The organism is Pseudomonas sp. NPDC090755, from assembly GCF_044769005.1.
In the GTDB taxonomy this organism is placed as follows: domain Bacteria; phylum Pseudomonadota; class Gammaproteobacteria; order Pseudomonadales; family Pseudomonadaceae; genus Aquipseudomonas.
The window spans coordinates 215,784-228,595 of sequence record NZ_JBIVXC010000001.1; the positions used below are offsets into that span (position 1 = coordinate 215,784).

Here is a 12,812-nt window from a genome sequence, read left to right on the forward strand (position 1 = left end):
CAGCCCGAATGGGCGAGCGGACTCGATAGTTTAAAAAATCACCAGCCTTTAGGGAAGCGCTGTTTTCATTTCGGGTCCTTGATAGGTTCGACAATATCCACTTCGGTGGCTCTAGTGCAATGGTCTTGTGCGGTCGGTGATTTCGAGGGCATCGCGGGGCAAGCCCGCTCCTGCGCCCGTGAGGTCGGCTTTCAGGCCTATTGCCGGCTCAGGGCATCGCGCAGGCGCGGGGTCAGTTCATCGAACAGCGTCTGCACCGAACGCAGTGCGCGGCAGTCCGGTCGGGTCAGCAGCCACACCTCGGTATCGCAGCCGGGCAGGGCGCTGCTCAACGACTCGACGCCGGGCAGGGTGTGCGCCATGTAGTCAGGCAGCGCGGCCACGCCCAGCCCGGCAGTCACCAGTTGGGCGATGGCCGAGATGCTGCTGCAGCGGTAGCGCGGCACCACGCCGGGCATGTGCTCGCTGCGCCAGACCACGGTGGAGTGATCCTGCATGGTGTCATCCGGGGCAATCCAGGGCAGGCTGGTCGGTGCCTCCTTGAGTTTGTCGCGAAACTCCTCGCGACCGCACACCACATAGGACGCCGATCCCAGGCAGCGGCCGACCAGATGCTCCGGCGGCGAGTTGGTCAGGCGCAAGGCGAGGTCGGCATCGCGGCGGCTCAGGTTGGCAAAGGTGTTTGAGGTGGCCAGCTCCAGCGACAGGGCGGGATAGGCCGGCATGAATTCGGCCAGCGCCGGCAGCAGCAGGCTGTGCAGCACAGCATCGGTGCAGGTCAGGCGCACCGTGCCGCTGACCACTTGTTCACCGTGTTCCAGGGCCACCCGGGCGGCATCCAGGGCCTGTTCGGCGCGCTCGGCCTGTTCGGCCAGGGCCTGGGCTGTGCCGGTGGGGATATAGCCTTTGCGGCTTTTGACGAACAATGCGGTACCGAGGGCGGCTTCCATGCGCCGGATCGAACGGAACACCGTCGAAACGTCTACCCGCAGCAGCTCCGCGGCCTTGGCCAGGGAGCGTCCACGCACCAGGGCGAGGACCAGCGAAAGGTCGGCGTGACTGATCTGATATTGCATGGGTGCACTCTTTGCTTGCCTAAATGCCAATGTCTGTTGCGCTGGGGCCATTCTATAGTGAAGCGGCAGCGGTGAATCAACTCACAACGCTGTCAGAATCTGGAACGTTCGTCCTTGCAGGCGACGTTCGGCAGTTCCCCACGATGGGACTCCTTAGAACAAAAAACGAAACCATCGCCGCTCCCGATAGCGCCGCAGTACCTCTTCCACAGCCGTTCGAAAAAAACAAAGGATGCCTAGCCATGACGTCGGTCTCCCCGTGCGCCACACCTCTCGACGAGGTCGGTGAATTTCTCAAGGCCCACCCTGAAGTGCAATTCGTCGATCTGCTGATTGCCGACATGAACGGCGTGGTACGCGGCAAGCGCATCGAGCGTGCAAGCCTGGTCAAGGTCTACGAAAAAGGCATCAACCTGCCGGCTTCGTTGTTCGCCCTGGACATCAACGGCTCCACGGTCGAAAGCACCGGCCTGGGCCTGGATATCGGCGATGCCGACCGTATCTGCTACCCGATCCCCGGTACCCTGAGCTACGAACCCTGGCAGAAGCGTCCTACCGCGCAACTGCTGATGACCATGCATGAACTGGACGGCCAGCCGTTCTTCGCCGACCCGCGGGAAGTGCTGCGCAGTGTGGTGGAGAAGTTCGACGCGCTGGGCCTGGACATCTGCGCGGCGTTCGAACTCGAGTTCTACCTGATCGACCAGGACAACCTCAACGGCCGTCCGCAGCCACCACGCTCGCCGATTTCCGGCAAGCGTCCGCAGTCGACCCAGGTGTACCTGATCGACGACCTCGACGAGTACGTGGACTGCCTGCAGGACATGTTGGAAGCGGCGAAAGAGCAGGGTATCCCGGCTGACGCCATCGTCAAGGAAAGCGCCCCGGCGCAGTTCGAAGTGAACATGCATCACGTTGCCGACCCGATGAAGGCCTGCGACTACGCGGTACTGCTCAAGCGCCTGATCAAGAACATCGCCTACGACCATGAGATGGACTCCACCTTCATGGCCAAGCCCTACCCGGGCCAGGCGGGCAACGGCCTGCACGTGCATATTTCGTTGCTGGACAAGAAAACCGGCAAGAACATCTTCACCAGCGACGACCCCGAGCAGAGCCTGCCCCTGCGCCATGCCATCGGCGGTGTACTGGAAACCATGCCGGCGTCGATGGCGTTCCTGTGCCCGAACATCAACTCGTATCGCCGCTTCGGCGCCCAGTTCTACGTGCCCAATGCACCGAGCTGGGGCCTGGACAACCGCACCGTGGCGGTCCGCGTGCCGACCGGCAGCAGCGATGCGGTGCGTATCGAGCATCGTGTGGCCGGCGCCGACGCCAACCCGTACCTGATGATGGCGGCGATCCTGGCCGGCATCCACCACGGCCTGACCAACCAGATCGAGCCGGGCGCGCCTATCGAAGGCAACTCCTACGAGCAACTGGAACAGAGCCTGCCGAACAACCTGCGCGATGCATTGCGCGAACTCGATGACAGCGAAGTGCTGAACCAGTACATCAGCCCGGACTACATCGACGTCTTTGTCGCCTGCAAGGAAAGCGAAATGGCCGAGTTCGAGGTGTCGATTTCCGACCTCGAATATAACTGGTACCTGCATACCGTGTGATGCCCGGAGAGAACAACAATGACAATTGCGCCACGTGAACACTGGGAACAGCTGTTCCAGACCCTGAAGATCGAAGGCCGTGCCTTTGTCGACGGGCAGTATTGCACCAGTGTCTCTGGTGACACTTTCGATTGTTCGAGCCCCGTCGACGGCCGTCAGCTGGCGCAGATCGCCAGTTGCGACAGCGCCGACGCCGAGCGCGCCGTGGCCGCCGCCCGGCGCAGCTTCGACAGTGGCGTGTGGGCCAACCAGGCCCCGGCCGAGCGCAAGCGCGTACTGATCGCCTTCGCCGACCTGCTGCTGGCCAATGCCCAGGAGCTGGCGCTGCTGGAAACCCTGGACATGGGCAAGCCGATTGCCGATTCCATGAGCATCGACATTCCCGCGGCGGCCAATGCCATCCGCTGGAACGCCGAAGCCATCGACAAGATTTACGACGAAGTTGCTGCGACCCCGTCCGACCAGCTGGGTTTGGTCACCCGCTCGCCGGTCGGCGTGGTCGCGGCCATTGTTCCGTGGAACTTTCCACTGATGATGGCCTGCTGGAAACTCGGCCCGGCCCTGGCCACCGGTAACTCGGTGATCCTCAAACCGTCCGAAAAATCGCCACTGACCGCCATTCGTATCGCCCAGCTGGCGCTCGATGCTGGCCTGCCTGCTGGTGTACTGAACGTGCTGCCAGGCTATGGCCACACGGTGGGCAAGGCCCTGGCCCTGCACATGGATGTCGACACGCTGGTGTTCACCGGCTCTACCCGTATCGCCAAGCAACTGATGGTGTACGCCGGTGAGTCGAACATGAAGCGGGTCTGGCTGGAGGCCGGTGGAAAGAGCCCGAACATCGTCTTCGCCGACGCCCCCGACCTGCAGGCGGCCGCCGAAGCGGCAGCGGCGGCGATCGCCTTCAACCAGGGCGAAGTGTGTATCGCAGGTTCGCGCCTGCTGATCGAGCGCAGCGTCAAGGAGCGCTTCCTGCCCATGGTGGTCGAGGCCCTCAAGGCCTGGAAGCCGGGTCATGCCCTCGACCCGCAAACCCGCGTCGGCGCGCTGGTGGACACCACCCAGCTGGACACCGTGCTCGGCTATATCGAAGCCGGCAAGGCCGATGGCGCCACCTTGCTGACCGGTGGTGAGCGTGTGCTGGAAGACACCTGCGGCGTGTACGTGCAGCCGGCGATCTTCGACGGCGTCACCAACGCCATGCGCATTGCCCGTGAAGAAATCTTCGGCCCGGTACTGTCGGTGATCACGTTCGACACCGCCGAAGAGGCCGTGGCCATTGCCAACGATTCGCCGTTCGGCCTGGCCGCAGCAGTCTGGACCAAGGACATTTCCCGTGCCCACAACACGGCCCGCGCCCTGCGTGCCGGCAGCGTCTGGGTCAATCAGTACGATGGCGGCGACATGACCGCGCCGTTCGGCGGCTTCAAGCAGTCGGGCAATGGTCGTGACAAGTCGCTGCACGCTTTTGACAAATACACCGAACTCAAGGCGACCTGGATCAAGCTGTAAGGGAGGGTGAACCCATGCAAACTACCACTGGCCTGTCGCCTTTGATTGGCGTCTCCGCCTGCCGTCAGCAGTTGGGCAACAATTCGTCGCACACCGCCGGCGACAAGTACGTCGAGGCGGCAGGCTTCGCCGGGATTCCGCTGATCCTCCCGGCGCGGGCCGAGCCCGGCGATCCCGAGCGTGTGCTAGAGCGCCTGGATGGCATTCTTTTTACCGGTTCGCCTTCAAATGTCGAGCCGCATCATTACAATGGCGCCCCCAGCGTGGAGGGGACGAAGCACGATGTGTTTCGCGACCGCTTGACCCTGCCGTTGCTGCAGGCCGCCATTGCCACCGGTGTACCGGTGTTCTGCATCTGCCGTGGATTCCAGGAACTGAACGTCGCCCTGGGCGGCAGCCTGCACCAGCGGGTGCAGGAGTTGCCAGGTTTCCTCGATCACCGCGAGCCGCAGGACGCGCCACTGGAAGTGCAGTACAGCCCCCGCCATAGCGTCACGGTGCAGCCCGGTGGGCTGTTCGAGCGGCTAGGGCTGGAGCACAGCTTCATGGTCAATTCCCTTCACAGTCAGGGCATCGATCGCCTGGCCGACGGCCTGCGTGCCGAGGCCCTGGCGCCGGATGGCTTGATCGAAGCGGTGTCCATGGAGGATGCCCCAGGCTTTGTGGTCGGTGTGCAATGGCACCCCGAATACCGCTTTGCCGACAACCCGGTTTCGTTGCGCCTGTTCCAGGCGTTTCGTGAAGCATGCCTGGCCCGTGCAAGGGGTGAGCGCTACCGGGAGACAGCAGCTTGAAGTGATCCGGTCGATCCGGAGTTAAAGCAACAGGCAACAGGTTTCATTGAGTGCAAGCGGACGCGCTGCGGGGCGTCCTGAGAACAATAGTAATAGCGGCGGCAACTACTCATGAGCGAATACGAAGCTGGCCTGTCCCCGGGTATGGGGCAGGCTCGCACCCAGGAAGGCGGTGCATCGAAAGCAACCAAAGGGCTGGCCAAGGGCCGGCTCGGTCTGTTGGCGAGCATTGTCCTGGGTATCTCCACCATTGCACCGGTCTACACCCTCACGGGCGCACTCGGACCCACCGTACGCGAGGTCGGTGCCCATCTGCCGGCAGTGTTCATCGTCGGCTTCCTGCCGATGCTGCTGGTCGCGCTGGGCTATCGCGAGCTGAACTCGGCAGAGCCGGACAGCGGCACCTCTTTCACCTGGTCGGCGCGGGCCTTCGGCCCGATGATCGGTTGGATCGGCGGCTGGGGGTTGGTCACGGCCACCACCATCGTGTTGTCCAACCTCGCGGGGGTGGCCGTCGACTTCTTCTATCTATTCCTGGGGCAGATCAGCGGCAGTCACGAGGTGGCAGCGCTGGCGGATAACCTGCTGGTCAACGTTGTGACCTGTTGCGTGTTCATCGCCATGGCGGTGTGGATCTGCTGCCGGGGGATTGCCACCACCATGACCGTGCAGTACGGTCTGGTGGCGCTGCAGCTGGTGGTGCTGGTGGGCTTTGCCATGGCCGCGTTCGGCGAGTCGTCGACCACGCCGCCGCTGGAATTTGACCTCGACTGGTTCAACCCCTTCGGCGTCGAGTCGTTCTCGGCCTTTACCGCCGGCCTGTCGCTGTCGATCTTCATTTTCTGGGGCTGGGATGTCTGCCTGAGCATCAGCGAAGAGTCGGTGGGCAGCGGCGACACCCCGGGCCGTGCGGCAACCCTGACGGTGCTGCTGATCCTGGGCCTGTACCTGGTGACGGCGATTGCCACCCTGCAATTTGCCGGTATCAGTGACATTGGCCTGGGCCTGAACAACCCGCGCATCCAGGAAAACGTCTTCGCTCACCTGGCCGGCCCGGTCATGGGTCCGCTGGCGATCCTGATGTCGATCGCCGTGCTGGCCAGTACTGCAGCGTCCCTGCAGTCCACCTTCGTTTCGCCTGCGCGTACCTTGCTGGCGATGGGTTACTACGGTGCGGTGCCTGAGCGCTTCGCCAACATCTGCCCGCGCTCGAAAACCCCGCGTTACGCGACGATCTGTGCCGGCGTGGCGGCGGGCGTGTTCTACGTTACCATGCGCACCCTGAGCGAGAACGTGCTGGCCGACACCATCACCGCCCTGGGCATGATGATCTGCTTCTACTACTCGCTGACCGCCTATGCCTGTGTCTGGTACTTCCGCCACAGCCTGTTCGACAGCGTGCGTCACTTCCTGATGCGTGGCCTGTGCCCGCTGCTCGGTGGCGGCATTCTCTCGGTGATCTTCCTGCAGACGGCCTACGACAGCGCTTCACCGTCGTTTGGCAGCGGTTCGCATGTCGGTGGCCTGGGGTTGGTGTTCGTGATCGCAGTGATCATCACCCTGCTGGGGTTGGGGCTGATGATGCTGTCACGCCTGCGGGCGCCGGCGTTCTTCCTGGGCATGACCCTGCAACGTCACGCCACGGTCTCCAGCCGCCGCTAAGCGGCTGGAACTGCTGGTTGCTCAGGCCAGCAATTGCTTGAGCAACTGGCCGTGCCGCTGCTGCTGGTTCGCCCGCAGCAGGCGGTTGGCGCGGAACACCGCCTTGAGGTCTTCCAGCGCCGTGGCGAAGTCATCGTTGATGATGACGAAGTCATACTCGTCGTAGTGACTCATCTCGCTGACCGCTTCACGCATCCGTCCTTCGATGATCTCGTCGCTGTCCTGGCCACGGTTGGTCAGGCGCTGGCGCAGGGCTTCCTGGGTCGGCGGCAGAATGAAGATCGAGCGTGCCTCAGGCATCAGCTTGCGCACCTGCTGGGCGCCTTGCCAGTCGATCTCCAGGATCAGGTCGTGGCCCTGGTCCAGGGTCTGTTGCAGTGCGCTGCGCGAGGTCCCGTAGAAATTACCGAACACTTCGGCCTGCTCGAGGAAGTCGCCTTGCTCGATCATCAGTTTGAATTCGGCGTGCTCGACGAAGTGATAGTTCACACCATGCACTTCACCCGGGCGCATGGCCCGGGTGGTGTGTGAAACCGAGACCTGGATGCTGCTGTCAGCATCGATCAGGGCCTTGACCAGGCTGGTCTTGCCGGCGCCGGAGGGGGCCGAAACGATGTAGAGGGTACCGCTGCTGTGATTCATGGTCGGGGTGGCCTTACTCAATGTTCTGTACTTGTTCACGCATCTGTTCGATCAGTACCTTGAGGTTGACCGCGGACTGGGTGCTGCGTGGATCGAAGGCTTTGGAGCCCAGGGTGTTGGCTTCGCGGTTGAGCTCCTGCATCAGGAAGTCCAGGCGCCGGCCGGCGGCGCCACCGGACTTGAGCACCCGGCGCACTTCGGTGATGTGGGTGCTCAGGCGGTCGAGCTCTTCGGCGACGTCGCTCTTTTGCGCCAGCAGGACCATTTCCTGTTCCAGGCGCTGTGGGTCGAGCTCGGCCTGCATGTCGGTGAAGCGGTCGAGGATCTTCTGACGCTGGGCCGCAAGCATCTGTGGCACCAGGGCGCGCAAGGTGGTGACCTCGCTGGCCATGCCGTCGAGGCGTTCGTTGATCAGGCGGGCCAGTTCGGCGCCCTCGCGATTGCGACCGTTCTTGAGCTCCTTGAGGGCTTCCTCGAACAGGCTCATCGCTTCGTTGTTCAGGGCCTGCGGGTCGCTGGCGTCGGCGACCAGCACGCCTGGCCAGGCCAGCACTTCCAGCGGATTCAGCGGCGCCGGCTGCTTGATCAGGCTGGCGATGGTCTCGGCGGCGGCGACCAGTTGCGCAGCACGCTCGCGGTCGACCTGCAGGGGTTTGCCGGCGTTCTCTTCATTGAAGCGCAGGGTGCATTCGACCTTGCCCCGCGACAAGCCCTGGCGCAGGGCTTCGCGCACCGCGCCTTCGAGGTCGCGCAGGGCCTCGGGCAGGCGCAGGTGGGGCTCCAGGTAGCGATGGTTGACCGAGCGTAGTTCCCAGATCAGGGTGCCCTGGCTACCGGCGCGCTCGACACGAGCAAAAGCGGTCATGCTGTGCACCATGGGAAGTACCTCGCAAAAATGGGTCAAGGAAAGCCAACCGGCTGCAAAGGCGCAAGATTGTAGCGCAGAGCGGCGCTGGCTCCCAATCCACTGATGTTACAAACAGTCAGGCATCTGCCGTAAAAAACCGACCAGCGCCTCTGGGCCGTCGGTTTCGGCCGCGGCGACAATAGGTGTGTCCTCATCGCCCGGTGCGCTTATAATGCTGGGCAGATTCGAACCCGGTACAGGTATCCCAAATGAAACGTCCAAGTGGTCGCGCTGCCGATCAGCTTCGCTCGATCCGCATCACCCGCAACTACACCAAACACGCCGAGGGATCAGTACTGGTCGAGTTCGGTGACACCAAGGTCGTCTGCACTGTCAGCGTCGAGAATGGCGTGCCGCGCTTCCTCAAGGGCCAGGGCCAGGGCTGGCTGACTGCCGAATACGGCATGCTGCCGCGCTCCACCGGCGAGCGTAACCAGCGTGAAGCCGCCCGCGGCAAGCAGGGTGGCCGTACCCTCGAGATCCAGCGCCTGATCGGCCGTTCGCTGCGCGCCGCCCTGGACATGAGCAAGCTCGGCGATATCACCCTGTACGTCGACTGCGACGTGATCCAGGCCGACGGCGGTACCCGCACTGCCTCGATCACCGGCGCCATGGTTGCCCTGGTCGACGCCCTGCGCGTGGTCAAGAAGCGTGGCGGCCTCAAGGGGGGCGATCCGCTCAAGCACATGATCGCCGCCGTGTCGGTGGGCATGTACCAGGGCGAAGCGGTCCTGGACCTCGACTACCTGGAAGACTCCGCGGCCGAGACCGACCTGAACGTGGTCATGACCAGCCAGGGCGGCTTCATCGAAGTCCAGGGCACTGCCGAAGGCGCGCCGTTCCAGCCGGAAGAGCTCAACGCCATGCTGGCGCTGGCGCAAAAAGGCATGGTCGACCTGTTCGAACTGCAGAAGGCCTCGCTGGCCGACTGATTTCGACACCGCAAGGAGCAGAGCATGAGCGAACAGCCGTTGCAGTTGCCTACCCCCAATGCCGAGATTCGTCAGTGGGCGATGTTCTGTCACCTGTCGGCCTTGCTCGGCCTGGTGGTGCCTTTTGGCAACCTGCTGGGCCCGCTGGTGATGTGGGTCTGGAAGAAGGACCTGGACCCGTTCATCGATGCCCAGGGCAAGGAAGCGCTGAACTTCCAGCTCACCGTGTTCCTGGCCTCGATGATCTGCTTCGCGCTGATGTTCGTGCTGGTGGGCATCGTGCTGTTCGGCATGCTGATGGTTGCGGTGCTGGTGCTGACCATCATTGCCGGGGTCAAGGCCAATGACGGGCAGCCGTATCGGTATCCGTTGACCTGGCGGCCGATCAAATAGTGATCGGTTGAGTAGTCCCGGAAAAGGCGAGCCCATGGGCTCGCCTTTTTGCTGTCCGGCTTCTACCGACCTGTAGGAGCGGGCTTGTCCCGCGATTGCGATTTGTCTGTTACACCGCTTCGCGGGGCAAGCCCGCTCCTACAGATGACATTACATTCTGAGAGTTGCGTAGGGCATTTCCGTTTCGATTTTTCCGGGTAAAAAGCGGTTTTTCACATGCTAGGTTCCGGGCTTCACTTGCTCAGGGAATCAGTGCATGGCCTTGCGTATGAACATGAATGGCCGCGGCGCCGGGCTGCATGGCGACCAGACCACCACCGGCGCTACCTGCCTCAGCAGCCAGAGTGCTCACACCCAGAACGGGGTCGGCCACTTGCGCCTGGGCGACGCCACCACGCCTTGTCCGCAGTGCGGGCAGGCCGGGAAAATTGTTGAAGGCTTCGCGGCCTGGCGCATTGACGGGGTACCGATTGCCGTTGACGGTGCGCAGGTCAGTTGCGGTTGTCCACCTGGTCGCAACCGGTTGATAGCGCCCGTGGGCGGCGGGGCTAGCGCTGCGCGAACCGCCAGCAGCGTTTCCGAGCCGGCACCTCAGGCGTTCAAATCACCTGCGTCCGGCGTTTCTTCCACGGCTCCGCCCATGCCGGTCATGGCCGCCACGTCGGGCACGCTGGAGCCTGGCTTCCATGTGGTGCCGCGCAGCATGTCCGGCCAGCAGGTGCTGGCCCAACTCGGCGGCGAAACCCGTTACCTGTCGGCCCGGCTGCACCGGCTCAATCCGACTTTTGCCCAGGGCTACAAGGCCGGCGAGCTGTTCGTTATTGGCGATCCGAATAACGGTACGGCCTGCACGCGGGAGGAAGCCGACCTGATGGCCGCTGCTGCCCAGGTTCGTGAAGTCCTGGCGCCGCTCACCGAGGAAGAGGCCAGCTTCATGGTCCGCTACCAGGGCGAGATCGCCGGGTTGCTCGGCGGGGCGAGCGTGTCGATGGGTGTCGGCCAGGCGATGCTCACGCAAGGGCTGCACCAGGTCAAAGGCACCTTGCACGCAATTGAGCAGTTGCATCAACGCTCGTTCATTACCCATGGCCATTTGAAAAGCCCGGAGTTTTTCGCCGAACGCCAGCAGTTGCTCCGGCAACTGCATGGGCAGTTGAGAGGCTCCTTCCTCAATAAAGCGCTGAACCTTGGCAGTTACGAGGTGTTGCGTCGTGACCTGGGTATCTCGACCAAGAGTCTGGTGCATCACTGGAGTCGAGCCGGTGCGCCCGGGCAGATTCCCGGTTATGCCACGCACCTGGACCAGGTGGCGAAGACGGCGCAGTACCTCAAGTACGGGGGCTACGTCGGAGTAGCGCTCGGTGGCGGTGCATCGATGCTCAAGGTGCAGGAGGTGTGCCGTGCCGGGGAGACGGAGGAATGCAAGAGGATTCGGTTTACTGAGGCGGGGAGCTTTTCTGGTGGGCTAGGTGGCGGGACGTTTGGTGCTGGTCTTGGAGGTTATGCCGCATATTTAACCTGTGGGATTGTAGCCGCCGCCACCGGAGGTTTGGGTGGGGCAGTCTGTGGCATTGTCTTGGTTGGAGGTGGTTCGCTGGCCGGTGGTGTCGTAGGGGGCAAAGGGGGGGAGCTCATGGGGGAGAAACTTTACAACTGGACTGAGCAATGACATCTGACTTCTTTCATTCCTGGCATCCAGGGCTGAGCTTCGCCTTTTTATTCACACCTTTCGTGATTGGAATGTCAGGGGTCGCTATTTCCTGTCACATAGCCTGCAGCCGCAACTTCAGTATCATGCTTGCGGCGCTTCCCAACTGTCCCTGGCTCTTGCAACAGATACCCATCTGGGGCGTTACGAGCCTGAAATCACGTTACTACCTGGTCAACACGATCTGCGCTGCAATGCTCTATCCGCCATTTGGTATCAGGAGAGGGCTACTGAATGCCGACGAAGTGCGTAATTTTCCTCCTGGCTTGAAACGTCGGATGGTCATCTCCGCCTGGTTGGTCATCATAGGTTCGGCCTGGCTGTTTCTGGGCGTTGGCCTGATCACGCTTTTGGAAGCCTGAGCCACGATTCAGAAACGAAGCCGGCCCCTTAAAACGCGGGTTTTTCACTGAGCGCTCTGGCCTATGACGCGCAGTCAGAGCAACGTAAGCCGGACATGCTGGTCGGAGGTGGGGCGCTTGCGGGACGTGTCGGTGGCGGATCATTTGGGGAGTGGCTGGGAGACGTACTCTACGAGGTGCAAAGTGATTGATATCAACACCTGGCCACCGAGGCTGCGGTGTCGGTTGTTGGTGACCGCATGGTTGGTCAATATCGGGAGTCTCTGGCTTGCGATAGGCGTCGCCCTGATCAAGCTCTCCCCAACAAGGTGAGATTGCAGCCACAAAAAAACCGACACGATGTCGGTTTTTTTGCAGCTGATCGACTCAGATCGTCAGCGTCCAGTCATAGTCCACGATCAGTGGCGCATGCTGGGAGAAGCGTGGCTGACGCGGCAGGCGCGCGCTGCGCACGAAGCGGCGCAGGCCCGGGGTCAGCAGCTGGTAGTCGAAGCGCCAGCCCAGGTTGAGCATCTCGGCCTGTTCGTTGTCTGGCCACCAGCTGTACTGGTCGCCTTCACGGCTGACTTCGCGCAGGGCATCGACATAACCCATGTCGCCGACGACGGTGTCCATCCAAGCCCGCTCAGGCGCCAGGAAGCCCGGCGACTGCTGGCCGTCGCGCCAGTTCTTGACGTCGAGCTTCTGCTGCGCCACGTACAACGAGCCGCAATAGATGTATTCGCGACGCTTGCGCCGCTGCTTGTCCAGGTACTTGGCGAAGTCGTCCATCAACTTGAACTTCTGGTTCAAGTCTTCGTCGCCGTTCATTCCCGAAGGCAGCAGCAGGGTGGCGATGCTTACCTTGTCGAAATCGGCCTGCAGGTAACGTCCGTAGCGGTCGGCTGTCTCGAAGCCCAGGCCGCTGATGACTGCCTTGGGCTGCAACCGCGAATAAAGTGCCACGCCGCCTTGGGCGGGAACTTCTGCGTCGCAGGCATAAAGGAAGTAGCCATCGAGCTGGAAAGCTGGGTCGTCGAGTTCAAAGGCCGAGGCGCGGGTATCCTGAAGGCAGATGACGTCGGCATTCTGGGCTTGCAGCCAGCTGAGCAAACCACGCTCGACTGCAGCCTGAATGCCATTTACGTTCACACTGATGATCCGCATAAATGGCCCCAAAAATCTCGTGCGTGTATGATACCCGAGCTGTACTCAATTAG

General features: G+C 62.4%; 12 protein-coding genes. 8 read left to right on the plus strand and 4 right to left on the minus strand.

Annotated elements, in window-relative coordinates; all coding sequences use genetic code 11:
* Positions 1-197 precede the first annotated feature (197 nt).
* A complete protein-coding gene (locus ACIQUS_RS01040; protein ID WP_403041729.1) occupies positions 198-1,076 on the minus strand; it encodes a LysR family transcriptional regulator in 879 nt (292 codons plus the stop codon).
* Between the two features lie 242 nt (positions 1,077-1,318).
* On the opposite strand from ACIQUS_RS01040, the gene ACIQUS_RS01045 reads away from it, so the two are divergent.
* From ACIQUS_RS01045 to ACIQUS_RS01060, 4 genes are all read left to right on the plus strand, one after another.
* Complete coding sequence (locus tag ACIQUS_RS01045) at positions 1,319-2,701, plus strand: glutamine synthetase family protein (protein ID WP_403041731.1); 1,383 nt, start codon at positions 1,319-1,321, stop codon at positions 2,699-2,701.
* Between the two features lie 18 nt (positions 2,702-2,719).
* Positions 2,720-4,213 (plus strand): aldehyde dehydrogenase, encoded by a 1,494-nt coding sequence (locus tag ACIQUS_RS01050; RefSeq protein ID WP_403041734.1) that lies wholly within the window; start codon positions 2,720-2,722, stop codon positions 4,211-4,213.
* A 14-nt stretch (positions 4,214-4,227) separates the two neighbouring features.
* Positions 4,228-5,007: a gamma-glutamyl-gamma-aminobutyrate hydrolase family protein gene (locus tag ACIQUS_RS01055; protein ID WP_403041736.1), complete on the plus strand. Its 780-nt coding sequence runs from the start codon at positions 4,228-4,230 to the stop codon at positions 5,005-5,007.
* A gap of 111 nt (positions 5,008-5,118) precedes the next feature.
* Positions 5,119-6,669: an APC family permease gene (locus ACIQUS_RS01060; protein WP_403041738.1), complete on the plus strand. Its 1,551-nt coding sequence runs from the start codon at positions 5,119-5,121 to the stop codon at positions 6,667-6,669.
* Between the two features lie 21 nt (positions 6,670-6,690).
* Here ACIQUS_RS01060 and gmk read toward each other — a convergent pair whose 3' ends face one another.
* The gene (gene gmk / locus ACIQUS_RS01065; protein ID WP_403041741.1) at positions 6,691-7,311 is read right to left on the minus strand and encodes a guanylate kinase; all 621 of its coding nucleotides are present in this window, start codon (positions 7,309-7,311) and stop codon (positions 6,691-6,693) included.
* A 13-nt stretch (positions 7,312-7,324) separates the two neighbouring features.
* Positions 7,325-8,188, minus strand: coding sequence for a YicC/YloC family endoribonuclease (locus ACIQUS_RS01070; protein ID WP_403041743.1), 864 nt, complete (start codon positions 8,186-8,188; stop codon positions 7,325-7,327).
* A gap of 239 nt (positions 8,189-8,427) precedes the next feature.
* On the opposite strand from ACIQUS_RS01070, the gene rph reads away from it, so the two are divergent.
* The 4 genes from rph to ACIQUS_RS01090 all read left to right on the plus strand — a co-directional run bounded on the left by rph (position 8,428) and on the right by ACIQUS_RS01090 (position 11,613).
* On the plus strand, positions 8,428-9,150 hold the full coding sequence (gene rph, locus ACIQUS_RS01075) for a ribonuclease PH (RefSeq protein ID WP_028942458.1): 723 nt from the start codon (positions 8,428-8,430) through the stop codon (positions 9,148-9,150).
* Between the two features lie 24 nt (positions 9,151-9,174).
* Positions 9,175-9,543, plus strand: coding sequence for a DUF4870 domain-containing protein (locus ACIQUS_RS01080; protein WP_403041747.1), 369 nt, complete (start codon positions 9,175-9,177; stop codon positions 9,541-9,543).
* 256 nt (positions 9,544-9,799) lie between these two features.
* The gene (locus tag ACIQUS_RS01085; RefSeq protein WP_403041748.1) at positions 9,800-11,212 is read left to right on the plus strand and encodes a PAAR domain-containing protein; all 1,413 of its coding nucleotides are present in this window, start codon (positions 9,800-9,802) and stop codon (positions 11,210-11,212) included.
* The gene (locus tag ACIQUS_RS01090) at positions 11,209-11,613 is read left to right on the plus strand and encodes a hypothetical protein (protein ID WP_403041749.1); all 405 of its coding nucleotides are present in this window, start codon (positions 11,209-11,211) and stop codon (positions 11,611-11,613) included. Before ACIQUS_RS01085 ends, ACIQUS_RS01090 begins: the two co-directional genes overlap by 4 nt.
* 366 nt (positions 11,614-11,979) lie before the next feature.
* Here the strand turns inward: ACIQUS_RS01090 and ACIQUS_RS01095 are convergent, their stop codons facing one another.
* Positions 11,980-12,759, minus strand: coding sequence for an exodeoxyribonuclease III (locus ACIQUS_RS01095; protein WP_028942456.1), 780 nt, complete (start codon positions 12,757-12,759; stop codon positions 11,980-11,982).
* Positions 12,760-12,812 lie beyond the last annotated feature (53 nt).

Coding starts and splice junctions, on each gene's coding strand:
- ACIQUS_RS01040 (WP_403041729.1), bottom strand. CDS start 1,076: ATGCAATATCAGATCAGTCACGCCGACCTTTCGCTGGTCCTCGCCCTG.
- ACIQUS_RS01045 (WP_403041731.1), top strand. CDS start 1,319: ATGACGTCGGTCTCCCCGTGCGCCACACCTCTCGACGAGGTCGGTGAA.
- ACIQUS_RS01050 (WP_403041734.1), top strand. CDS start 2,720: ATGACAATTGCGCCACGTGAACACTGGGAACAGCTGTTCCAGACCCTG.
- ACIQUS_RS01055 (WP_403041736.1), top strand. CDS start 4,228: ATGCAAACTACCACTGGCCTGTCGCCTTTGATTGGCGTCTCCGCCTGC.
- ACIQUS_RS01060 (WP_403041738.1), top strand. CDS start 5,119: ATGAGCGAATACGAAGCTGGCCTGTCCCCGGGTATGGGGCAGGCTCGC.
- gmk (WP_403041741.1), bottom strand. CDS start 7,311: ATGAATCACAGCAGCGGTACCCTCTACATCGTTTCGGCCCCCTCCGGC.
- ACIQUS_RS01070 (WP_403041743.1), bottom strand. CDS start 8,188: ATGGTGCACAGCATGACCGCTTTTGCTCGTGTCGAGCGCGCCGGTAGC.
- rph (WP_028942458.1), top strand. CDS start 8,428: ATGAAACGTCCAAGTGGTCGCGCTGCCGATCAGCTTCGCTCGATCCGC.
- ACIQUS_RS01080 (WP_403041747.1), top strand. CDS start 9,175: ATGAGCGAACAGCCGTTGCAGTTGCCTACCCCCAATGCCGAGATTCGT.
- ACIQUS_RS01085 (WP_403041748.1), top strand. CDS start 9,800: ATGGCCTTGCGTATGAACATGAATGGCCGCGGCGCCGGGCTGCATGGC.
- ACIQUS_RS01090 (WP_403041749.1), top strand. CDS start 11,209: ATGACATCTGACTTCTTTCATTCCTGGCATCCAGGGCTGAGCTTCGCC.
- ACIQUS_RS01095 (WP_028942456.1), bottom strand. CDS start 12,759: ATGCGGATCATCAGTGTGAACGTAAATGGCATTCAGGCTGCAGTCGAG.